General features: G+C 67.0%; 18 protein-coding genes. 7 read left to right on the top strand and 11 right to left on the bottom strand.

Annotated features, from left to right (window positions below):
- Positions 1-489 precede the first annotated feature (489 nt).
- The 3 genes from ASE79_RS03880 to ASE79_RS03870 form a co-directional block, all read right to left on the bottom strand.
- Entirely contained in the window at positions 490-1,014 is a 525-nt protein-coding gene (locus ASE79_RS03880) for a thioredoxin family protein (protein ID WP_235516734.1), read from the bottom strand.
- A complete protein-coding gene (locus ASE79_RS03875; protein WP_056411922.1) occupies positions 1,014-2,657 on the bottom strand; it encodes a DEAD/DEAH box helicase in 1,644 nt (547 codons plus the stop codon). The genes ASE79_RS03880 and ASE79_RS03875 overlap by 1 nt, the downstream gene beginning before the upstream one ends.
- Positions 2,658-3,009: 352 nt before the next feature.
- On the bottom strand, positions 3,010-3,477 hold the full coding sequence (locus tag ASE79_RS03870; protein WP_056411919.1) for a hypothetical protein: 468 nt from the start codon (positions 3,475-3,477) through the stop codon (positions 3,010-3,012).
- A gap of 107 nt (positions 3,478-3,584) precedes the next feature.
- Here ASE79_RS03870 and ASE79_RS03865 point away from each other — a divergent pair, with 107 nt between their 5' ends.
- From ASE79_RS03865 to ASE79_RS03855, 3 genes are all read left to right on the top strand, one after another.
- On the top strand, positions 3,585-5,012 hold the full coding sequence (locus ASE79_RS03865) for an FAD-binding oxidoreductase (protein ID WP_056411915.1): 1,428 nt from the start codon (positions 3,585-3,587) through the stop codon (positions 5,010-5,012).
- Between the two features lie 61 nt (positions 5,013-5,073).
- Positions 5,074-5,859 (top strand): SapC family protein, encoded by a 786-nt coding sequence (locus ASE79_RS03860; RefSeq protein WP_056411911.1) that lies wholly within the window; start codon positions 5,074-5,076, stop codon positions 5,857-5,859.
- A gap of 36 nt (positions 5,860-5,895) precedes the next feature.
- Positions 5,896-6,441: a cytochrome b gene (locus ASE79_RS03855; protein ID WP_056411908.1), complete on the top strand. Its 546-nt coding sequence runs from the start codon at positions 5,896-5,898 to the stop codon at positions 6,439-6,441.
- Between the two features lie 317 nt (positions 6,442-6,758).
- On the opposite strand, the gene ASE79_RS03850 is transcribed toward ASE79_RS03855, so the two are convergent.
- From ASE79_RS03850 to ASE79_RS03835, 4 genes are all read right to left on the bottom strand, one after another.
- Positions 6,759-7,835: an AI-2E family transporter gene (locus ASE79_RS03850; RefSeq protein WP_056411906.1), complete on the bottom strand. Its 1,077-nt coding sequence runs from the start codon at positions 7,833-7,835 to the stop codon at positions 6,759-6,761.
- 100 nt (positions 7,836-7,935) lie between these two features.
- Positions 7,936-8,220 (bottom strand): hypothetical protein, encoded by a 285-nt coding sequence (locus tag ASE79_RS03845; RefSeq protein ID WP_056411901.1) that lies wholly within the window; start codon positions 8,218-8,220, stop codon positions 7,936-7,938.
- A gap of 105 nt (positions 8,221-8,325) precedes the next feature.
- Positions 8,326-9,552, bottom strand: coding sequence for a multidrug effflux MFS transporter (locus tag ASE79_RS03840; RefSeq protein ID WP_056411898.1), 1,227 nt, complete (start codon positions 9,550-9,552; stop codon positions 8,326-8,328).
- A 148-nt stretch (positions 9,553-9,700) separates the two neighbouring features.
- A complete protein-coding gene (locus ASE79_RS03835) occupies positions 9,701-9,973 on the bottom strand; it encodes a hypothetical protein (protein WP_056411895.1) in 273 nt (90 codons plus the stop codon).
- Between the two features lie 270 nt (positions 9,974-10,243).
- On the opposite strand from ASE79_RS03835, the gene ASE79_RS03830 reads away from it, so the two are divergent.
- Entirely contained in the window at positions 10,244-11,542 is a 1,299-nt protein-coding gene (locus tag ASE79_RS03830) for a glycoside hydrolase family 130 protein (protein ID WP_056413343.1), read from the top strand.
- Between the two features lie 10 nt (positions 11,543-11,552).
- Here the strand turns inward: ASE79_RS03830 and ASE79_RS03825 are convergent, their stop codons facing one another.
- From ASE79_RS03825 to ASE79_RS03810, 4 genes are all read right to left on the bottom strand, one after another.
- Positions 11,553-12,683 (bottom strand): glycosyltransferase family 61 protein, encoded by a 1,131-nt coding sequence (locus ASE79_RS03825; protein ID WP_162236989.1) that lies wholly within the window; start codon positions 12,681-12,683, stop codon positions 11,553-11,555.
- Positions 12,684-12,817: 134 nt separating this feature from the next.
- Complete coding sequence (locus tag ASE79_RS03820) at positions 12,818-15,835, bottom strand: glycosyltransferase (RefSeq protein ID WP_056411890.1); 3,018 nt, start codon at positions 15,833-15,835, stop codon at positions 12,818-12,820.
- Between the two features lie 69 nt (positions 15,836-15,904).
- Positions 15,905-17,062, bottom strand: coding sequence for a polysaccharide biosynthesis/export family protein (locus ASE79_RS03815; RefSeq protein ID WP_082445040.1), 1,158 nt, complete (start codon positions 17,060-17,062; stop codon positions 15,905-15,907).
- A gap of 95 nt (positions 17,063-17,157) precedes the next feature.
- Positions 17,158-17,829, bottom strand: a complete 672-nt coding sequence (locus tag ASE79_RS03810; RefSeq protein ID WP_056411886.1) for an ABC transporter ATP-binding protein — start codon at positions 17,827-17,829, stop codon at positions 17,158-17,160.
- Between the two features lie 68 nt (positions 17,830-17,897).
- On the opposite strand from ASE79_RS03810, the gene ASE79_RS03805 reads away from it, so the two are divergent.
- From ASE79_RS03805 to ASE79_RS03795, 3 genes are read left to right on the top strand one after another with little or no spacing between them, the layout of a single operon-like run.
- Positions 17,898-19,154, top strand: a complete 1,257-nt coding sequence (locus tag ASE79_RS03805; RefSeq protein ID WP_235516733.1) for a glycosyltransferase family 4 protein — start codon at positions 17,898-17,900, stop codon at positions 19,152-19,154.
- Positions 19,144-20,478 (top strand): glycosyltransferase family 4 protein, encoded by a 1,335-nt coding sequence (locus ASE79_RS03800; RefSeq protein ID WP_235516732.1) that lies wholly within the window; start codon positions 19,144-19,146, stop codon positions 20,476-20,478. Before ASE79_RS03805 ends, ASE79_RS03800 begins: the two co-directional genes overlap by 11 nt.
- On the top strand, positions 20,479-21,282 hold the full coding sequence (locus ASE79_RS03795) for an ABC transporter permease (RefSeq protein WP_056411880.1): 804 nt from the start codon (positions 20,479-20,481) through the stop codon (positions 21,280-21,282). It abuts the gene before it with no gap.
- Positions 21,283-21,285 lie beyond the last annotated feature (3 nt).

Here is a 21,285-nt window from a genome sequence, read left to right as displayed (position 1 = left end):
CATCGGGCAAGCGTTCCCAGCCCGGAAGAACACGCGGCTAGCGCCGCGACGCCAGCCCCACCCAACCCCGTCATCCTGACGAAAGTCAGGACTCAGAGCCACGGACGCTGCGGATGGTATCCTGGGTCCTGACGTTCGTCAGGATGACGGAAGGTTGGGCGGGGCGCACCGGATGTACCGACCATCAGTCGACGCTAAAAACACGAGTGCAACGCGGCTCAAGAAAACCAACCAGCTGGTCGAGCGCCCGATCGGCGGCCCCAACGCCAACCCCAACACCCCCGTCATCCTGACGAAAGTCAGGATCCAGAGCCACGGGCGCTGCGGTTGGTATCCTGGATCCTGACTTTCGTCGCGACGACGGCAAGTCGGGCATCAAAGCCGAACGCATCGACGATCACCCGACCCAAACAGCAGCCCGGCAACCCCGATCAAACAAACGTACAGAGCCGGCCCAAAGCCAGCCCCGCACCCGTCAGCAAACCCCGATCAGGCCGCCCATTTCGCCAGCCAGTCGGCCAGCGCCTGCGGTCCCATCGAGCGTGCATCCGCGAGTTCCGTCTCATGCCCCGCGTTCAGCAACCGGTTGCTGCGTGGATCGACGATCAGCACGGCCGGAACGCCCTTCAGCCGCCCCTTGATGCCATAGCGAGCCGCGATCTGCCCGTTCTTGTCGAACCGGCCGATATCGACCGTGACGACGACGAACTTGCTGTCGACGAACCGCTTCATCTCGGGAAGATCGATCGTCCCCGCGAGCAACCGGCAATCGAGGCACCAGTTGCCGCCGAGATCGATCAGCAACCGCTTGTGCGTCTTGACCGCACGCGCGCGCGCCGCGGCGACCTGCGCATCGGCGTTCGCCTTCTCGTCATAGGGCAGCGGCAGCGGCGTCGGCAGCCGGTCGAAGCTCGTCGCGCTGATTCGCGGTGCCGAGACCGCGCCGCGCGGCGCAGCCGGCGCTGCAACGGCAGTCGCGAGCAGCGCGAGCGTGGCAAGGTGCTTGATCGACATCATTCATATCCTCCGATGACGGCATTGAGGAAGCTCGGGAACGGCCCGTTCCAGCCGTCATCAGCCGCTGGATTGACCGGCTCGCGACGGCCCCGGTTCGCTTCAACCCGGCTCGCTTCACCCTGCTGCGCACGGACAGGCTCGGCACGCGGCGCGGCCTTGGGGCGTACCGGCTCGGCGGGCACCGTCACGAAGCGCGGCGCTGCAACCGGAGCGGGGGTAGGGGCAGGCGCAGGCGCGACCCGAACCGGCTCCACCGGAGTCGCAACCGGCGCCGCCACGACGGCACGCGCCGGCACGATCGCCGCGACCGGCTCGTCGATCGGCGTACGCTGCCACCGCGAGCGCTTCACCTCCGGCACCGGCTCGGCCGCAACCGGCTCGGCGGCGGCGGCCAGCACCTCGGCGACGATCGCCGGTGCGACCGTATCCGCGCGCGGGGCACGACGGTGCCGCGAGCGTTCGCGACGCGGCGCCTGCCCGTCGTCCTCGACGACGGGCGCGGGCGCGGCGGCCTTGGGCTCGCCGCCCATGCTCAGCCGCTCGATCGTCTGGCCGGTCAGCTTCTCGATATTCTGGATGTTCTCCGAATCGTCGGGTGCGACGAACGTGTACGCGGTGCCGCTGGCCCCGGCGCGGCCGGTGCGGCCGATCCGGTGGACGTAATCGTCGGGATGCCACGGCGCGTCATAGTTGAACACCGTCGACACGCCCTTGATGTCGAGCCCGCGCGCCGCGACATCCGACGCGACGAGGATCGTCACCGCGCCAGTCTTGAACAGCTCGAGCTCGGCGAGCCGCTGCGGCTGTTCCATGTCGCCGTGGATCTCGCCCGACTTGTAGCCCGCCTGCTTCAGCACCTTGTTCAGGTCGCGCACCGTCGTCTTGCGATTGCAGAAGATGATCGCGTTGGTGACCTCGTCCTGCGCAAGGATGCGGCGCAGCGTCTCGCGCTTGGCGGTCTGGCTCGGCACCGGCACCAGATACTGTTTGATGTTGAGGTTGGTCGACGCCGGGCGCGACACCTCGATCGTCTTGGGATTGGTCAGGAACTTGTCCGCCAGCTTCTTGATCGGCGGCGGCATCGTCGCCGAGAACAGCAGCGTCTGGCGCTGCTTGGGCAGCTTGGTGCAGATTTCCTCGATGTCGGGGATGAAGCCCATGTCGAGCATCCGGTCCGCCTCGTCGATCACCAGCAGCGAACAGCCGTTGAGCATGATCTTGCCGCGCCCGAACAGGTCCATCAGCCGGCCCGGCGTCGCGATCAGGACATCGACGCCCTTTTCCAGCGCGGCGAGCTGGTCGCCCATTGACACGCCGCCGATCAGCAACGCCATCGAGAGGTGCGAATTGACGCCGTATTTCTCGAAATTCTCCGCCACCTGCGCGGCGAGTTCGCGCGTCGGCTCGAGGATCAGGCTGCGCGGCATCCGCGCGCGGCTACGGCCGTGCGCCAGGATGTCGATCATCGGCAGCACGAACGACGCGGTCTTGCCGGTGCCCGTCTGGGCGATGCCGATAATGTCGCGCATCATCAGCACGGACGGGATCGCACCGGCCTGGATCGGGGTCGGCTCGGTATAGCCGGAGTCGGTGACTGCCTTCAGCAGTTCGTCGGAGAGGCCGAGATCGGCAAAACTCATGCAAATGTCCGGTAAATGGAGGGTGAAATGCACTGCCCTCAAGCGTTCCGGCGCTCGCCGATTTGTCGACAAATGTCAAGGAAACGTCGGTAGATTGACGTGGAAGTGGATGCAGCGGCGCATTCCCGTAGCGCGGCCAGTCCTGATCGTGCCCAGTCCAGCCCCCGTCATCCTGATGCAGCCCCCTGCCAGTTCCGTCATCCTGACGAAAGTCAGGATCCAGAGCCACGTGCGTCAGCGTTGGTTACCCTGGATCCTGACTTTCGTCAGGATGACGGAAAGAAGATGCAAAGTGCAGGCGTCCGTACTGCCGCAGATGCTGCAGGCCATCCTTCGCGGCTATTGCCCGCCGCTACTTCTTCGGCCGCAAGCTCTTGAACGCATCGATCTCGCAGCGTGCGCCCGATCGCATCCGGATCGCGTCGCGTCCCTTGCAGATCTGCCCGTCGGGCCCCGGCCGCAGGTAGAAGCCCGAATAATAATCGAGCGGCTTGCAGTCGCCGTCGAGCCGCGCGCGCAATCGCGTCGTATCGTCCATTACCAGATCGACCGCGCCGTCCTTGTTGAGCATCGCGCCCGCGATCGCGGCGACCGCGATGCATTTGGGGCCCTTATGCTCCTTCCATTCGCGCGGCGGCGCATAGCTGCGCGCGGGCATCCGGCTCATCCGCGGCACGCGGATGATGATGCGTTCGTGGATCGATACCTGCGCGATCTGCAGGCGGTCGAGCGCGACTCCTGGCTGCGGGGCATCGCGCATCGCCGCAGCGAAGGGGCCCGCGAGCGCGAGCAGGGTGGCGGGAATCGCGGGATGGATCATGCTGACGTAACCGTTAGGGCCAATCGTTGAACGCGCGATGAATTTTGTCTAGCACATCGACCGTGCCCGAAAATCAGACAGCAACCCTGACATCTTCGCAAGCCGCGATGCTGTCCGCGCTCGCGCCGCTGCTCGACGCCAAGGCGATCGTCACCGACCCCGCGGACATCGATCCCTGGTTGCACGACTGGCGCGACCGGTTCCACGGCGCGGCGCCCGCCATGCTCGCGCCCGGCTCGACCGCGGAGGTCGCGCTGATCGTCAAGGCCGCCGCCGCGCACCGCGTGCCGCTCGTCGCGCAGGGCGGCAACACCTCGATGGTCGGCGGTGCGACCGCACCCGCGGATGGCCACGCGCTGATCCTGTCGCTGCGCCGGATGAACCGCATCCGCCGCCTCGATGCCGACGCCGGGCTCGCGATCGCCGAGGCGGGCGTGATCCTCGCCGACCTCGACGGCGCGGCGCAAGGGCAGGGCTGGCGCTTCCCGCTGACGCTCGGCGCGCGCGGGACGGCGACGATCGGCGGGCTCGTCTCGACCAATGCGGGCGGTACGCAGGTGCTCAAGTTCGGCACGATGCGCGGGCTGGTCGCGGGCGTCGAGGCGGTTCTGGCGGATGGCAGCATCCATGACGGCCTGTCCGCGCTGAAGAAGGACAATCGCGGCTATGACCTCGATCAGCTGTTCATCGGCGCGGAGGGGACGCTGGCGATCGTGACCGCCGCCACGCTGCGGCTCGCGCCCGCGATCGCCGCGCGCGGCACCGCCTGGGTCGGCATCGACTCCCCGCAGGCGGCGCTGCGGCTCCTGCGCAGGGTGCAGGCACGGACCGACGCGATCGAGAGCTTCGAGATCCTCCCCGCCGAATCGCTCGACGCGGCGATCGCGCACCTCCCCGACGCCCGCGCGCCGCTCTCCGGCCGGCACCCCTGGCATCTCCTGATCGAGGCGACCTCACCGACCACCGCGGGCGAATCCCCGTCCGCGCTGCTCGAACGACTGCTCGGCGACGCGCTCGCCGATGGCGCGCTCGCGGATGCGACGATCGCCGCGAGTGAAGCCCAGTCCGCGGCGTTCTGGCTGCTGCGCGATTCGCTGTCCGCGGCCGAGCGCGCGCTGGGCCCCGCGACGCAGCACGACATCTCGATCCCCGTCGAGACGATGCCGGACTTCATGATCGAGGCGGCGGCGGCGTGCGATGCGCGCTTTCCCGGCACGCATGCGAGCGGGTTCGGGCATCTCGGCGACGGCAACGTCCATTTCCACGTCCGCGCCGCGCCCGGCACCGACCCCGCGCGCTGGTATGCCGAGGATGCGCCGGTCGTCACCCGCTTCGTCGGCGATCTCGTGACCGAAGCGGGCGGGTCGATCTCCGCCGAGCACGGCATCGGCCAGATGAAGCGCGAAGAGCTCGAACGGCTGTCGTCGCCCGCGCGGATGACTGCACTCCGTGCGATCAAGGCCGCGCTCGATCCGCTCGGCATCCTCAACCCGGGCAAGCTCGTCACACTTGCACGCCCGCCCGGCGCACCATAGAGCCTCGCCCCAATCGGTGGCACCAGCCACCGGCGTTTGAACGACCGATCCGGAGAGTAACATGGCCAGCACCGCGCAGCTTCCGCTTTTCTACAATGGCCTCGAGCCGCTCTCGAGCGATACGCACGCCAACTACAAGGTCCGCCCGCAGGACAGCGCGCCGTTCCTGGTCGGCCAGCACGCGATCCCGATCACCGTCGACGAGTTTCCGCTGGTCCAGCGCCACATGCCGATCGTCTTCTCGACCGGCGACGACGCGATTCCGCTCGCGCTGATGGGCCTGAACGAGGGCGTCAACGTATTCGTCGGCGACGACGGCAAGCTGACCGAGAGCACCTTCTACGTGCCCGCCTATGTCCGTCGCTACCCGTACATGCTCGCCCGCCTGCACCCCGACGCGCAGGAGCTGTCGCTCTGCTTCGATCCCACCTCGCCGACGCTGGGTGAGTTCGAGGACGGCGATGCGCTGTTCGAGAACGGCCAGCCGACCGAGCTGACCAAGAACATCCTCGGCTTCAACGAATCGTTCGAACAGGCCGGCGCGCGCACGCAGAACTTCATGAACGAGCTGCGCGAGCTCGAGCTGCTGATGGACGGCGAAGTCACGATCCAGCCCGACGGCGCCGAGCAGCCCTTCGTCTATCGCGGGTTCCAGATGATCAACGAAGAGAAGCTGGTCGACCTGCGCGGCGATGCGCTGCGCAAGATGAGCAAGTCGGGCATGCTCCCGCTGCTCTACGCGCACCTGTTCTCGCTGTCGCTGATGCGCGACATCTTCGCGCGCCAGGTCCAGCTCGGCCAGGCGCCGCAGCAGCAGATGCCTGCCCCCGCGCCGTTCAACGTCTGATCGCGCGTCTCCAGGACCGTTAGCAAAGGAATAGGCATGGCAGCGCAGGATCGTCCGGATCGCTACTCGAGCGTAGCGATCTGGTTTCACTGGACGATCGCGCTGCTGATCATCCTCAACCTGGCAGTCGGGTTGCTGCACGACTCGATTCCCGCGCTGCGCAGCTGGATGGGCGCGCACAAGGCGCTCGGCCTGGCGATCCTCGCGCTGACGGTCGCGCGGATCGCATGGCGGCTGGCGCATCGCCCGCCGCCGCTGCCGCTGCGCACGCCGATGTGGGAGCGGGTCCTCGCGCATGGCTCGCACACGCTGCTCTACGTCCTGATGCTCGCGCTGCCGGTCACTGGCTGGCTGATGGTATCAGGCGGCAAGCCGGGCGGCACCGACTGGTTCGGCCTGTTCGCGGTCCCCAACCTGCCCGTGTCGAAGGCGACCGGGCATTTCGGTCACGAGGCGCACGAGCTGCTTGGCTGGGTGATGCTCGCGCTGGTCGTGCTGCACATCGCCGCCGCGCTGCGGCATCACCTGCTGCTGCGCGACCCCGTCCTGACCCGGATCGCGCCGGTGCTGGATCGCCGCTGAAACCGCGATCGGAGCCCGCGCCCGACAGTGCCCGAAAAAAAATCGGCGTGCGGTGCAACAAGGGTTGAACCAAATCGGGTCTCACCCATTTAGATCCTGTACGGCATCGTGTCCCCCCCTTTCGCGACGCCGTACGGTACGCTTCTAGCGTACCTCCTCCCTGAACCTAGGCCACTCCGTGCTCAGCACGGGGTGGTTTTTTTTGGCCCCCCGCGGACGCGACGCCAAAAAAAACCTCCCCCTGGCAGGGGGAGGTGGCAGCCGTCAGCCTGACGGAAGGGGGCGCCGCGCTCCGGCAACGGCCACCCCGACCGCGCTCAAGCCTCCGCGTCGTTCTTCGTCCGCCCCAGCCGCTGCTCGGTCAGGATCTGCCACCCGGCGAGGAACAGCGCCGCGACTACCGGCCCGACGACGATCCCGCTCAGCCCGAACATCTCGATCCCGCCCAGCGTCGTCACCAGCACGACGAAATCGGGGATCCCCGTATCGCGACCGACCAGGATCGGGCGGAGGATATTGTCCGCAAGCCCGATCACGACGACGCCCGACACGACCACCGCGATACCCTGCCAGATCGCTCCGGTCGCGAGCAGATAGACCGCGACGGGCACCCAGACGATCGCCGGCCCCAGCGCGGGCAGCAGCGACGTCAGTGCCATCAGCAGGCCCCACAGCAACGCCGCGGGCACCCCGACCAGCCAGAAGGTGATCGCGCCGAGCCCGCCCTGGACGAGCCCGACGATCACCGATCCCTTGATCGTCGCGCGCACGACCGCGACGAACTTGTCGACCAGCCTCTGCGTCACCGACGGTTCGAGCGGCAGCGAGCGGCAGAGTGCCGGCCCGATCCGGTCGCCGTCGCGCAGCAGGAAGAACGTCACGTACAGCGCGATGCCGAACGCCAGCAGGAACGCGAACGCATTGCGCCCGATCGACAGCGCCTGGCCGGCGATCGTCCTTACGCTGTTGCCCAGCGCGTCGGACACGCGGGTCTGCAGCCGCTCGAAACTGTCGATCCCCGACTTGTCGACCAGCATTTGCAGCCGGTCAGGGAGGGCGTCATGGATTTGCTTGAAATAGGCGGAGAAATTGATCTGCCCGCCCTGCATGCTGCTGTACACGGAGGTCGCCTGGTCGATCATCATGCTCGCGATCACCAGCGTCGGCACGACGACCGCGATGAAGATGATCAGCATCGCCAGCGACGCGGCGAGGTTGCGCTTGCCGGGATGGCGCGCCAGCAGCCGCTGGTAGAGCGGCTGGAACAGGATCGCGGCGAGCGCGCTCCACAGCAACGCCGCGGCGAAGGACGATACCACCGCGCCGAATGCGATGGTGATGATCGTCAGGAAGACGAGGAATCCCCCGGTCTCGATACGGCCCCTGTAAGTCATGTCGCGCAACCCGTTTGGTCGATCCGGTCGACTAGCCCGGTGTCGCCGTCTCGCATCGCTATAGAAAAATCCCCCCGGGGTTCACCCGGGGGGAGGATCATCAACGCAGCTTCTCGCTGCCGTTGACCAGTGCCGCCTTCTCGCTGGCCGGCATCGCCTGCGCGTTCACGTCGGCATCGTCGATCGCGTCGGCCTGCTGGTCGCCGCTCTCGCGCACGGCCTTGGCCTGGTCTTCCAGGTTGTCGGCGGTCGCCTCGAGCGCGTCGGCGCGGTTGTCCGCGGCGCCCTCGACCTGGCTGCCCAGCTTGTCGTCGCCCTTGCCGCCGCATGCAGCGAGCGGAACGGTCAGCGCGGCCATCATCAGCGCTACGGTCAGTTTCTTCATGATCGGTATCCTGTAGTTATGGTGACGACGCAAACCGTCACGCCCACGTAACGGTTCCCGACGCAGCGATCCTGTTGATCGAGTGTGATCTTTTTACACCACGGCTCAGCGCGGCGCGGCCTTTCGCCCGAACCAGAAACCGCCCTCGACCAGATAGACGATCGCCAGCGCCCCCAGCCCGATGCCGAGATACCCGATCGCGAGCGGGAAGGTGGACCCGTCATAGGCCTGTCCGATCAGCGATCCGACCACCACCGCGCCGACGCTGGTGATGAAGCCCTGCACTGACGACGCGGTCCCCGCGATATGCCCGACCGGCTCCATCGCCATCGCGCCGAAATTCGATCCGCACAGGCCGATGCACGTCATGCTGAGCGCCTGCAGCGCGATATAGCTCCACAGCGTCTCGACACCCGCGGCGATGACCGCGAGGTGGATCAGCGACACCAGGATGAGGACGAACACGCCCGCCTGCGAGATCAGCCGCGTGCCGAGCCGTTCGACCAGTCGGCTGTTGGCGAACGAGGCGACGGCCATCGCGAACGCGCAGATCGCGAACAGGATCGTGAACCGGTCGCCCGCGCCGAACTCGTCGACGAAGATCTGCTGCGCCGACGATACGAACGCGATGATCCCGCCGAACGTCAGCGAGGCGGCGGTCGCATAGCCGATCGAATAGCGGTTGGTCAGCGTCAGCCGGTACGCGGCGCGCAGCGACGTCAGCGATATCGCTACGCGGCGCTCGATCGCCAGCGTCTCGGGCAGGCGCAGCGCCGACCAGGCGAGGACGAACGCGGCAAACCCGGCCAGCGCGTAGAAGATGAACCGCCACGGCCCGATCCCCAGCAGCACTTGGCCGATGCTCGGCGCGAGGATCGGCACGAGGAAGAAGATCATCTGCGCCAGCGACACCGTCTTGGCCATCTGCCGTCCCGAATAGCGGTCGCGGACGATCGCGACGGCCAGCACGCGAGTCGATGCCGACATCAGCCCTTGCAGGATCCGCGCGCAGATCAGCGCGGTGAAGGTCGCCGAACTCGCCGCGAAGATGCTCGCGCCGACAAAGCCGACCAGCGTGACGAGCAGGATCGGCCGCCGGCCATAGCGATCGGCGAGCGGTCCATAGGCCAGCTGCCCGATCCCGAACCCGAACACATAGGCGGTGACGATCCACTGCCGCGAATTGGCGGTGGCGGCATGGAGCTCGGCGCCGATCGCGGGCAGCGCGGGCAGCATCAGGTCGACCCCGAGCGCGTTGACCGCCATGATCGCAGCGATGAAGGCGACGAACTCGCGACGACCAAGGGCGAAGGGGGTAGGCGATTGCGTCATGCCTGCGCGCCTACCGCCTTATGCTGCACCGCGCCATAATCGATCGCCCGCAAATCCTCCCCCGCCAGGGGGAGGTGGCGCCGAAGGCGACGGAGGGGGAGGGCACGCAACACCAGCCAGTTTCCACCGCCCCCCGCCCAAACCCGCGCTACCCCGCGTCGGGCGTATCGCTGCGGACCAGTTCGACGATATCGACCGCATGGCTCTTCCACCCGCGCGTTGCCGCCGCCTCGACCGCGAGATTCTTGGTCCGCTTCGCCTCGGCGAGCGACTTGCTGTGGCCCCAGAAGACCTCGGTCTTGCCGTTGGCGAGCACCGCGACGATCCGCCAGTAATGCGTCAGGTCGAGCGCGGTAGGGCCGATCGTCTTGACATAGCCATCGGGCAGCACCGCGATGAGGTAGACTTTACGCTTGGCCATCGCGCGCTGCTACAACGTCGCGGCCGTCAAGGCATCCGCGAAAACGCCGCCGCCGCCCGGGGCATCATCGCCAGCAGCGGGATTCGAGCGCCGCGCAGGGATCGAATCGGCGCGTGCAGCGCTCCTCCATCATCTCCGTTCGAAGGGCCGATCATGACGACACCTGACGCTGCGCACTCCCTCCCGGCCGATACGGACGCAGCCGATACGGGCCCGGCCGATACGGACAGCGCGCCGCGAGGCTGGTCCGATCCGCGCGGGATCGACTTCATGGCCGCAGCCGATGTCTTCACCAAGCTCGACCTAGAGCTCAAGCCCGATCCGTCGCGCACCGTGATCCGCCCGTTCAGCTTCGCCTATCCCGAGGCGTTCGACGATGGCCGGCCGTCCCGCGCGCAGGCCGTGGTCGACCGGGTCCGCGCCACCGATCCCGCGCTGCGGACGCGGATGCGCGCGCTGCTGACCGCGCCGATGCGCGAACGCCACCGCAATGCCGATCAGGTCTTCCTGCGGCGCTTTGCCGAGGTCCGCGACGAGATCGGGGCGGGCGAGTTCGACGAGGACGAGCAGTTCCTGATCGGCGCCTATTTCAGCCAGGAATATGCGTTCGAATCGGCGGCGTTGTTCAACCCGAGCATGGTCCGGCTGCCCGACGACGCGCTCGAGGGGCAGCCGAGCGAACCGGGGGCGGTGCGGTTCCTGCTGTCGCTGCGCGGGATCGGCGAGGGGCATATCTCGTCGGTGACGTTCCGGACCGGCGAATGGGGGCCGGGCGACCGGCTGGTGCTCGATCCGCCGAGCGCGAACGGCGTGCCGCCGCAGATCGACCGGACCGAGGCGGACTGGGTCAGGCTGCGGTGCGAGGACAGCCGCGACGTGTCCGAGACGGTGATCTTCCCCGTGCTGCCCAGCCAGCGTCAGGGGGTCGAGGATCTCCGGCTCGTCACCTTCACCGATCATGACGGCGTGCAGAGCGTCATCGGCACCTATACCGCGTTCGACGGTCGGACCGCGCGACAGGAGATGCTGCGCGGGATCGACATGCGCACGTTCGAGATGCGGCCACTCGCGGGGTCGATGACCGGCTACAAGGGCATGGCGCTGTTCCCGCGGCGGATCGACGGACAGTTCGTGATGCTCGGGCGGCAGGACAGCGAGAATATCTGGCTGCTGCGCTCGGACGATCTCTACACCTGGGACAGCGGCACGCCGATCATGGCGCCGAAATATCCGTGGGAATATGTCCAGCTCGGCAATTGCGGGTCGCCGCTCGAGATCGACGAGGGCTGGCTGGTCTTCACGCACGGCGTCGGCATGGTCCGCGGCTATTGCATCGGCGCCTGCCTGCTCGACAAGGCGGATCCGTCGAAGCTGCTCGCGCGGACGCCGTCGCCGCTGCTCTTCCCGTCCGCGGAGCAGCGCGGCGGCTACGTGCCCAACGTCACCTATAGCTGCGGCGGGTTGCTCGACGGCCGCCGGGTGTTGCTGCCCTATGCGATCGGCGACGAATATAGCGCGTTCGCGGTCGGGACCGTCGACGACATCCTCGCCGCCATGGTCCCCGCCTGACACGCTTTTCTCACCCGAGCGCCGCAAACAATTTGCGCACGATCTCTGTATCAACCCAAAAGTCCCGCCGATCCACCGCCCGCGCGTCGGTAGGGACGGTCGGGCCGACCGCAGCCAGATAGTCGAGCTGGCGATGATGCGCGAGATTGGCGAACAGCGTGGCATCGCCCTCGCGTCCTTCGGGGGCGAGCTCGATCAGTGCACTACCCGGACGCAGGAACGCCGCGTTGGCGAGCCCGGCGCCTAGCGGGCCGGCGATCGCGTCCGCCCCGCCGAACAGGTCGACCTGGTCGCGGAAGGAGAGATGCTGGGGCGAGACGGTCTCGAATCCATAGTCCGCAGCGATTGCGATGATCTCGTCCTCGTTGACCAGCTTGCGGGACCCAGCATCGGCGCGCGTGACGAACAGTCTGCGTCCGGACCGCGTCTCGGGCGCGTACCGCTCGCGGATCTGATCGGCCATCGCAAACGCGTGCGGGCAGAATGTATGGATATTGCCGAGCCCGCGCGCCGGCATCAGCAGGCGCTCGCACCGGGTAATGCCCGTCCCTTGCGTGGCGCGCCGCTCGATCGGGTCCAGCGCGGTCAGCATGTCGGCCATCCATGGACGCAGTGGTGGCAGCCAGACCGTCGAGTCCGCCGCCAGGCCTTCATGCTGGGCAAGCCACAATCGCGGCATCGCTTCCAGCAGCCAGTGGAAATAATTCAGGTTCGTCTGGATGCCGACGACCAGATGGGTGCCGGGCAGCTCGGGGCTTGCGGTCCGGTCGATCGAGAACAGCCGGTCGGCATGTTCCTGGAACCCGTGCCGCGCCAGCGATCCAAACGCCCGGAAGCTGTCGCTGAGGATGCGATCGTCCTGATCGGCGACCAGGAAACCCTCGGTCAGGATCGTGCCATGCGGCAATGCCGCCATGAACGCGGGCGCCAGGCGCGTCGTCGCGACCGGCCCTGCGCGGACCTGGTGTTCGCGCTCCACGTCGGCGACTCGCGGATCGATCGCGAAGAAGAGAGGAGCGTTTCTGACGACCGGCGCGCTGCCGGGCAGGATGACTCGCGTTGCGCTGCCGATGGCGGTCGAGAGGTCGTCCGTCGTTGGGATGCCATCACGGTGGAACAGGCTATACATCGTGTCAGTCACGAATAGAGGGTCGGCGATCGTCGGCTCCTTGTGGGAAACATCGTCCCGTACCTGCGTCCGGGATGGCCGTCTATATGAACCGGCAGGCGACACGGTCACTCGGCGTGATCCTAGACCTGTACGCCTTTGTTCGCTCAGGGAATTGGGCGGCTGAACGCACGGCGGGTCTCCCGCACCTGCGCGTATACCGCACCGTAACGATCTGCCATCGCTGCGGTGTCGTAGTGACGGCCGACCGTGTCTTGCCAGTGGAGAGTCGCCCCGCCGGCGGCCTCTATGGCCTCGGGGAGCGCGGACAAATGCGTTAGCCACTGCGCCAGGTCGGCGGGGGGGATGTTGACATGATGCAGCCATCCGGCGCCCGAGTCTCTGATCCGGTCGCCCACCGCGCCGATATCGAAGCCGATGACCGGCAGTCCCGCCGCCCAGAGTTCGGTGAGCGTATGGCAATAGGTCTCCGCCCAGATCGAGAGGATCGCGCCGACATGCGGCGCGATCTCGGCGACGCGCGCTGCAAACGCATCGCGCTGGTATCGTCCGTGCAGGATCAGCCCGGGCCGTGCGGTCATGTGACCCGAGTCGCCAAGGACGTGAAACTCGAAGGTGCGCCCCTCGTCGATCGCCGCCACGGCCTCGATCAGCACGGAGCCTTTGGCCGCCGACAAATTGCCGGGGACGAGGATCTTGAGCGGTGCGCCCGGGTCGCGTGCCGCCATCGTCCCGAAGGTTTCGAAGCTTCGTCCATGCGGGATGACGTCGAACGGCCGGTCCGTGAGACCGGGCAATCCCTCCAGGATGATCGTCCGCGCGGTCGGGCTTGTCGTGACGAACGCATCGCAGTGATGCAGCGCGGCGGTCATCATCGCGCGCCAGCGATGAATGAACTGATGTTTCAGGTTCGGAAACGCATCGGCGGGCCATAGTTCGGGGCGACACCGGCCAGGCCCCGGCGTGCAACGGCCCCCGCAGAACACCATGTCCTGATCGAGCAGCTTCACTGTCGGGCACAGCGCATAGAAATCGTGGAACGAGAAAATCGTCGCTATTCCCAGCCTGCGACACGTTTGGGGGAGGGTGGTGCTGTGCCAGGCCATGTGTCGAATGTGGACAAGTTCGATCGCGTGGCGGGTGAGCATGTCGGCGACGATCAGGTCATATTCGCTCGAGCGATGGACGAGCGGATCGAGGCCGCGCGCGAGGTCCGCGGTCTCGACGGAAACGAGCGCGCCGCGGTCCAGCCGCGACAGTTCGATCCGGGCGGTATCGCAGCGTAGCAGCCAGGGTTCGAACCGATCCGCGAGCGCGGCCATCAGATCCTGATTGGTCTGCGGCGTGCCGCCCGACTGCGTCGCGATGACGTACAGGATGCGCGGGCGCGGCGGCGCGGTCACCGCGGCGAGCGCGCGCCGGATCCGCCATCGCATCGCCAGCATGTCGCGGCCGCGCGTGAACACGCCGATCCGCGCCTTGTATTCCGGATAGCGGTCGTCGACGACCCGCCGCCCCGCCGCATACAGCGCCGCCTTCTCGCCGCCGAAACTCGCCGACCCCTCGTGATGGATGAAGGTGCGGTCGTCGATGACGTTGCGCAGCCCGGCATGGTCGGCGCGCATCGAAAAGTCGTTCTCCTCGCCATAACCGCGCGGAAACGCGGCGGCGTCGAGCGGCCCGATCCGGTCGAGCGCATCGCGGCGGATATACATGCAGAACCCGTGTCCGGTCGGCACCTCCGGGCGCAGCGTCATCGCCGATTGCCGGACCAGCCGCGCCATGTCGTCGAACGACAGACCCGCGGGGACCGGGTTGGCCATGCCCGAATCGGGCACCGAGAAGGCCCCCGCATTGTCCGACACCGCGGTCGCGGTCGCCACCGACCGACCGCTATAGGCGGCGAGGCGGAGGCCCTGCAGCCACCCCGTCGTCACCTGCGTATCCGAATTGAGCAGGACCACGTCGTCGCGACCGGCGAGCCCGATCGCGCGGTTGACGGTGCGCGTGAACCCCAGATTCCGCGGGTTGCGGTGAACCTCGACATTGCGGAGCGCGGCTGCCGCAGCAAGGATGCCGGCGATCGCGGGGTCGGTGCTGCAATCGTCGATCAGGATCAGCCGGCAGGGCATGTCGGTGGCGCGGCACAGCGCATCGATGCACGCGGCGGTATCGACCGGTGCGTTGTAGACCGGGACGATGATCGTCACCCCGCGCTCGTCGAGGTCGGGCAGGATGTCGAGGATCACCGACGTCAGCAGCGAGCGCCGCTCGGGCACCGCGATGTCGGTCGCGCCGCGGATCGCGGCGTCGTCGCCTTGCGCATGGACCGAGACATGCGCGGTCGAGCCGCCTGTCATGCTGATCGAGGGCATCTCGAACCGGAACCCACCGCCCGATGCGACGATGCCCTTGGCGACGAGATCGGCGCGGTACCGGTCTGCGACCCCGGTCGCATAGCGGATGCCATCGACCCGCATCTCGACGCCGAGGCTCCCGTCGGGCCGGTTCGCGTCGGCCGCCCAGCCACGGGCCTCGGCCGGCGTCACGCGTTCGAGCTTGCCGCGCACCAATGGCGTGCGGACGATCGTCGACCGGGCGAGGACGTGCGTGCCGGCGCGCAGCAGGATCACGTCCGGTTCGAGGGGCGGATCGGACGACACCGTCGCGTGCGTGCGCAATGCCCGCAACGAGACGCGGAAGCCGTAATTCGGTGCGCTGCCCGGCACCATCTGCGCCAGATCGGGACGGCCGATCGCCGCGTCGATCGCCGCGATCCTGGTGCCGTCGAACTGGAGCGTGACGGGCAGGCCCGCCGCGACCACCCAGCCTGCGACATCGTCGCTGCCCGCGACCTCGATATGCCCGCGCGGCGGCATCGGCCGGAGCGCGTCCGCGGCAATGTCGAGCGGCCGCCCGGTGATCGCCGCGCTCACATGCGTGCCGGGATGTATCGGTACCGGCAGGCAGACGCGAAACGCGCGCGCACCGATCGCGGCAAGATCGTCGCGATGCGCGGTTTCGGCGATCTGGACGATGCGCTGGGCGATACCGTCGAACGAAAACGTCAGCGCGCCCGATCGCAGCGCGGCGTCGGTCGCCCAGCCCTGCACGACGGTGCGGTCCGCCAGGCACTCCAGCGCCTCGATATAGCCTGCGGTCATGGGTATTGGCTGCTCCGTTAGCCGGTTCCGTCCTGTTCTCGCGCCCTCTCGAATCTCGGGCGTTCGCGCCTACCGCGTGAGGCTGCGCGCGACGGCCAGTGGCGAGAAGAGCTGGCCGATGATCTGCGTCATCTTGGCGGGCGCATTGGCGGCGGCGCTGGAGACGTAGATGACATCCTTGTCCTGCATCTCGACGCGTTGCGACAGGAAGTAGCTGTCGGCGCGGACCATGTTCAGGCGGTAGATCACCGGCTTTGGCTCGGTGCCGAGCGACGTGTCGTAGCGGAACAGGTAGACCGCGGCGGGATCCGCGGTGCGCTCGCTGGGACCGCCGATCCGCGCCATCGCCTCGGCCAGCGACAGCGAACTGGCGCCGAACGGGACCTGCGATACCTTCTCGGTCGCGCCGAACACCAGGAACGTGCGGGGTCGGTTGAACAACTCGATCCGGTCGCCCGGCAGCAGCGCGATGTTCTGGTCGCCCGACGCGTCGATGTCGCTCAGCCGCGTCTCCGCCGAGCGTCCGCTGCGCGTGACCCGCACGATCATGTCGTTGGGCTGGTTGGTCGTTCCCCCTGCGCGCGCGATCGCATCGAGCAGCCGTTCGCGCGGCAGGCCGAGTTCGAACCGGCCAGGCGTGCGGATGTCGCCGGAGACATAGAACACGTTGAACGCGTTCGCCTTGACCGCCACGACGACCTGGGGGCGTTGCGACAGGCCGATCATGCCGTGTTCGATCGTCCGTTCGACCTCGCCCGGTGTCTTTCCGGCGACCGCGACGCGGCCGACATAGGGCAATTGCACGGTGCCGGCGGCATCCACGCGAACGGTGAGATCGGTGCCCGATGCCGATGGGGTGAAGCTGCTCTGCGCGGTCGCGCCGTTGCCGCGCGTGAACAGCGTCACGCCGACTTCGAAAATGCCGATCGACAGCGTGTCGCCCGGGCCCAGCGTGTCGGTCCGGCCGACTTCGTCCAGCGTCGCGAGCGGCGCGGCGGCGGCGGCGTGGACGGCGAGACGCGCGGTGCTCGCCGCGTCGATGTCGACGATCTGGAATCCGGTCCCGTTGTCCTTGGTCTCCGCGCGGCGGATCTGCGCGGCGGTCGGGCCGGCGGCGGGCAAGGTCGCGCACCCGCCGGTCGCCCCGAGGCCAGCAGAGACCAGAACCAGCCTGGCCCAATGGTTTGCAGTTCGGTGACGCGAATTGTAATTTTTAAACGCTGTCATCGATGACTCTTCCAATAAAGCAGCCGAATGGAAAATGTATCTAGCCACTTTCCCCAATGCGCCGTTAAATCAGCCCTGCGATGAAAACAATCGAATCAACGCCGTTGCGGCGGAAAGCTTTGTAACCTGTGATGCACATCGGCCGCCTCTTGAATCGTATCGTAAAGTGTTACAACTCCACCGAATACAACCGCACCACGGTCGCAATATCGGAATAGAGCATGGGTATCATGGGACACCATCACTAACGTACCACGGTCGCGTCGGGCCTTAAGTGCTTCTTCTGACTTGATTCTGAAGCGTTCGTCTCCGGCACCGGTAATTTCGTCGACGATATAGCAATCAAAGTCTATGGCGAGCGAGACACCGAATGCGAGACGTGCCGACATTCCTGCCGAGTAGGTATTGACAGGTTCGTAAATATAGGATCCGAGTTGCGCAAAATCCTGAACATAGTCGAGCAGTTGTTGTGGGTCACGCCCATAGATACGGGCAATAAAGCGTGCGTTGTCGGCACCGGTAAGACCAGGTTGAAACGCGCTCGCATAGCCGATCGGCCAGGACGTAGTCATGGTACGCTTGATGCTGCCAGACGTCGGTCGTTCGACGCCCGAAATCATACGCATCAAAGTCGATTTACCGACGCCGTTCGCGCCGCAAACACCGATGCTGTCGCCGCGCTTGATTACCATGTTCACATCGTTGAGCACGGCATTCTCGAAACCGCGCCCGTGATATTTCTTGTAGACGTTCTCGAAGGCAATCATCGTGTCGAATGCTCCGCATGAAGGGGATGACGTCTCACGCTGTACTCGACTGCACTGTGGATAAGAAAGTGAAGATTGCCGTCGACGCGCGATTGTCACGAAGCGGGGGGACGGGGGTCGCCAGCTATCGCCGCGCGGTGCTCGCCGCGCTCGATGCTGCGGGCCGTACCACGCTCGCGCTGGCCGATGATTCGGTCGGCCGGTTCGGCATGCCGGGCACGAAGCGCGAGGCGGCGTCGCGGTGGCTCTCAGCATGGTCGTCGCGGCCGCGCCGATTGCACGCGCGTGCGGCTCGAAGCGACGGTGCGCGTGTACCGGCAGGAGTCGGGACACGGCGCGAAACGCCCTCCCATGAGACGTCCTCATTGTGGCGGCGCGACGTGTTCCGGCTCGCGCATGTCCATTTCGGTCGGCACGGCACGCTGTTGCGGCTGACCCCGCCGCACCCGGTCGGCGTGATGCACTGGACCTATCCCATCCCCGCGATCGTCGAGGGATGGATCAACGTCCATACCGTCCACGACGTGATCCCGCTGCGGCGCCCCGATCTGTCGCCGGTCGATGCGGATCGGTTGCGGGCGTGCCTCATCGCGATCGCCGCGCGGACCGATCGGATCGTCACGGTCTCCGCCTGGGCGCGCCGGACGATCCTCGACGTGCTGGCGATCCCGTCGGCGCTGGTCAACGATTGCGGCGGCGGGCTGGCGGCGCTGGCCGAACCCCACCCCGATCGCGTCTTGCCGTCGGGCCTGCGTCCGCAAGGCTATCTATTCTTCTGCGGGGTGATCGAGCCGCGCAAGAACCTAGCCCGGCTTGCCGACGCGTGGGCGACCAGCGGATGCGGCGTGCCGCTGGTGGTCGCGGGCCCTGACGGCGCCGATGGCGGTGCGTTGCGCGGCGCGCTGGAACGCGCGGGTGTCGTCGTGCTGCCCTATCAGGGCAGGCCGGTGTTGATCGACCTGATCCGCAACGCGCGCGCGCTCGTGTTGCTGTCGCTCGAGGAGGGGTTCGGGGTGCCGGTCGCCGAGGCCATGGCGCTGGGAACGCCCGTGCTCACTTCCGATCGCGGCGCGCTGGCGGAGATTGCAGGCGGTGCGGCGCTGCTGGTCGATCCGACCGATGCGCAGGCGATCGCCGATGCGCTCCGGCGGATCGTCGACGACGCCGGCTTGCGGGCCACGCTGGCCGGGCGCGGGCTGGAACGCGCAAAGGCCTTCGCGCCGGCCGCGTTCGGCGCGCGGCTGACGACGCTGTACGACCGGCTGATCGACGCGCGGATCGCCGATGGCCGATGGCAGGGACTGGAGACCGCGCGTGGACGCTGACGTGCGGATCGCGATCGACGGGTTCAACCTCGCCATGCCGCACGGCACGGGGGTCGCGACCTATGGCCGTGCGCTCGGCGATGCGATCACCGGGCTCGGGGCGCGGCTCGACGGGGTGTTCGGAATCCCCGTCGGGGCGAATCCCGACTTGCGCGAGATCCTGTTCTACGAGGCGATGGGGCGCGGTATCCCGGACGATCCCGGGCTGCCGGCGGTGCGCGCGGTGCGGCAGTGGCTCGCCCGGTATCGCCGCGCGAAGGTGTTCGATGTGCCGACGCGCGGGCTGATCGTGCAGGACATGCTCGAACGGCGATTGCCGCAGTTCGACCGGATCATGAGTTCGGCCCGACTGTTCGAACGCGCCGATCGCTATTTCGTGCGGACCGGACGGTTCCTGACGATCCGCGTCGCCAATCCCCCCGATATCATGCACTGGACCTATCCCGTGCCGATCCGGATGCTGGGCACGCGCAACGTCTATACGCTGCACGATCTCGTTCCGCTCAAGCTTCCCTATGCGACGCTCGATCGGAAGCGGCTCTATTACCGGATGATCCAGGCGATCGTGCGCGACGCCGACCATGTCTGCACCGTATCGGAGTCGAGCCGGGGCGACGTGATCGCGCAATTCGGGATCGCCGGGGACCGGATCACCAACACCTATCAATCCGTCTCGACCACGCAGCCGCGCGACGATCGCCTGGGCGACATCACGGCGGTGTTCGGGCTCAAGCCGAAGGGCTATTTCCTCTATTACGGTGCGATCGAGCCGAAGAAGAATGTCGGCCGGCTGATCGAGGCGTATCTCGGCAGCCAGGTCGATACGCCGCTGGTGCTGGTCGGCGCGCGCGCGTGGCAGGCGGACGAGGACCTGCGGCTGCTCACGAGCGGGATGGCCGGCGCGCGCACCGCCTTTGGCACACGCGTGGCAAACCAGGTCCTCCAGCTGCGCTATGTGCCGCGCGGGCTGTTGCTGCGCCTGATCGCGAACGCCAAGGGGGTGATCTTTCCATCGCTGTACGAGGGGTTCGGGCTCCCCGTGCTCGAGGCGATGCAGCTCGGGACGCCGGTCATCACGTCGGATCGCGGGTCGTTGCCGGAGGTCGCGGGGGAGGCTGCGCTGATGGTGGACCCGTATGACGTCGGCGCGCTGACCGCCGCGATCCAGGCGCTCGATACCGACGATGCGCTGGCGCGTCGGCTCGTGGCGGCGGGAACCGTGCAGGCTGGGCGCTTCTCGACGGAACGGTATCGGGCACGGCTGGGGGCGATGTACGACGCGATCCTGGCAAAACGGCCGGCGATGCCGGCGGAGGCGGCATAGATGGCGACGCATAGTCCCCCCCGCGCCACGCTGCGCCGGGGCCTCAAGGTGCAGGGCAACGTGATCGGTGCGCTGATCATGCGCGAACTGCACACGCGCTATGGTCGCGACAATATCGGCTATGTCTGGCTCATTCTCGAGCCGATGATGCTGGCGACGATGATCGCGCTGCTGCACCAGCAGACCGGCGGGCATCTGGGCAACGACATCAAGCCGGTGCCGTTCGCGCTGATCGGCTACTGCATCTTCATCATGTTCCGCAGCATCTTCGGCCGCGCCGAGGGCGCGCTGGAGGCCAATCTTCCGCTCTTGTACCACAAGACCGTCACGATCTTCGACATCCTGCTCGCGCGCGCGCTGCTCGAGGCGGCGGGGTGCCTCCTGTCGTTCATGATCCTGATGGGGCTGGCGATGGCAACCGGGCTGGCGGGCCTTCCCGCGCGCCCGCTCTACGTCTGCCTGGGCATCGCGAGCATGTTCTTGCTGGCGTTCGGCCTGTCGCTCGTCGTCTGTGCTTTCACCTATGAAAACAGAGCGATGGGTCGGCTAGTCCATCCAATTGCGTACATCATGCTGCCGCTGTCCGGTGTCTTCGTGATGCTGCAATGGGTGCCGGCAAAGTTCAGGCCGTTCTTTTCGGCTATTCCGATGTCGCACATCTTCGAGATGTTGCGATACGGATGGTTCACCAGCGCGGTGCCCTATTACATCGATGGATGGTATCTTGCCGGCTGGATATTCGGATCGACCCTGATCGGGCTGCTCGCAATTGCTGCGGTGAAGCGCAAGATACACATGCCGTGACGA

The sequence above is a fragment of the Sphingomonas sp. Leaf28 genome (genome assembly GCF_001421685.1).
Classification (GTDB): Bacteria; Pseudomonadota; Alphaproteobacteria; order Sphingomonadales; family Sphingomonadaceae; genus Sphingomonas; species Sphingomonas aurantiaca.
Note: the sequence above shows the minus strand (reverse complement) of the source record. Positions and strands in the feature narration are given on the sequence as shown.